This window comes from Cellulophaga sp. BC115SP, assembly GCF_009905545.1.
Taxonomy (GTDB): domain Bacteria; phylum Bacteroidota; class Bacteroidia; order Cytophagales; family Spirosomataceae; genus Flectobacillus; species Flectobacillus rivi.
In genome coordinates this window covers 1-1,446 of sequence record NZ_JAAALB010000135.1, presented here as the reverse complement: position 1 = coordinate 1,446, position 1,446 = coordinate 1, and the positions used below count along the sequence as shown (strand labels likewise).

Annotated in this window: 2 protein-coding genes; both read left to right on the top strand. The window is 40.5% G+C overall.

Going from position 1 to position 1,446, the window contains the following annotated elements; translation table 11 throughout:
- The first annotated feature begins 304 nt into the window (after positions 1–304).
- Complete coding sequence (locus GVN22_RS27220) at positions 305–1,039, top strand: tyrosine-type recombinase/integrase (protein WP_205691063.1); 735 nt, start codon at positions 305–307, stop codon at positions 1,037–1,039.
- A partial coding sequence (locus GVN22_RS27215; protein ID WP_205691062.1) for a transposase zinc-binding domain-containing protein occupies positions 1,018–1,446 on the top strand: 429 nt, incomplete at its 3' end. The genes GVN22_RS27220 and GVN22_RS27215, both read left to right, overlap by 22 nt.

The following is a 1,446-nucleotide window of genomic DNA, read 5'->3' as shown; positions in this document are numbered from 1 at the left end:
TGTTGAACTAAACCTCTGGTAGCTTTTGCCTCTCCAGTTTTATCTTTGCATAAATTACAAACTATTTTTAAGATGACAAAAAAAGAATGTTGATGAATTACGAGTTGATAAACTCATTCACCGTGCTAAAGTAGAAGTAGCTGACTTTGAAGCTCTTCTTTATCGTTTCGAGCGTAATATTTCTATTTTAGGTAGAAGTAAAAGCACTTTTGAGAACTATGCTCGTCATGTTGCCGCTATCGCCCTTCACTATGGTCAAATCCCAACGCTATTAGACCAAGAACAGATACATGAATATCTGTTTATGCTTCAAAAGCGGTCTCAAACTCCTTCCCAAACGTATTTTAAACATACCGTTTACGGACTTCGTTTTTTACTAAAAACGGAAGGCTTACCTTATTCTTATCTTCATCTTCCTGAGATTAAAAAAGAGAAAAAACTGCCCGTGGTACTGAGTAAAGCAGAAGTTTGGTCTATGCTCAAGCATTGTCCACTGCTCAAACATCGCATTTTGATTGGCTTGCTTTACGGTTGCGGTCTTCGCTGTCTTGAAGTGCGAAGTATTCGTTTAGCCGATTTAGACTTTGACCGAAAGACTTTAAAAGTTGTTCAAGGTAAGGGTAAGAAAGACCGATATGTTCCACTTTCAGACCATTTGATTCGTGGTTTAAAGAAGTATATTTCAGCCGAACAACCTGCTGAATACCTTTTTGGAGGACAAATTAACGGACGTGCGGGAACATCCGTTCGGGGCGGTGATTTCGACAGTCGTTACAGTCAAAAGGGAGTACAATGGGCTGTCAAGGAAGCGGCTAAGCGAGCTGGGGTTTTGAAGGACGTTCATGTGCATACGCTTCGTCATAGCTTTGCTACTCACTTGTTAGAAGATGGTCTTGATATTATCACGCTGAAGGACTTATTGGGTCACGAGAACATTGAGACGACGATGGAGTATTTGCATATTGCTCAAAATGGTCGAGTGAAGCCATTCAGTCCTTTAGATACACTCTTTAAGGAATGCAGCCCGAATACGAAGTAGCTCAAGTACTTCAACGTTTAGGGAAAAGTGTTTCTGATTTGGGTTTAAACACGTGGCAACTACGGACACTTTTGGCTATTGAACGCTGTAGGACTTCTGCTTTAGGTGGTCATATAGATGCTTGCGATAGCTGTGGGAATATTAGTATTAGCTATAATTCTTGTCGGAACAGACATTGTAATAAGTGCCAAGGACATAAAAGAGAGGAGTGGATACAGGCAAGAGAGTCAGACTTATTGCCTGTTCCATATTTCCATGTTGTGTTCACCTTGCCCCAAGAGTTAACCCCATTAACCTTATACCAAACCAAAGAGGTTTATGATAGTTTGTTTCAGGCTTCGTGGCAAACCATAGAGACTTTTGGCAAAAAGAAGGGTGTTCAAATGGGAATGATTTCGGTTTTGCAT

Bases quoted from the DNA above. Each gene is read 5' to 3' on its own strand.
- GVN22_RS27220 (WP_205691063.1), top strand. From the start codon at position 305: ATGCTTCAAAAGCGGTCTCAAACTCCTTCCCAAACGTATTTTAAACAT.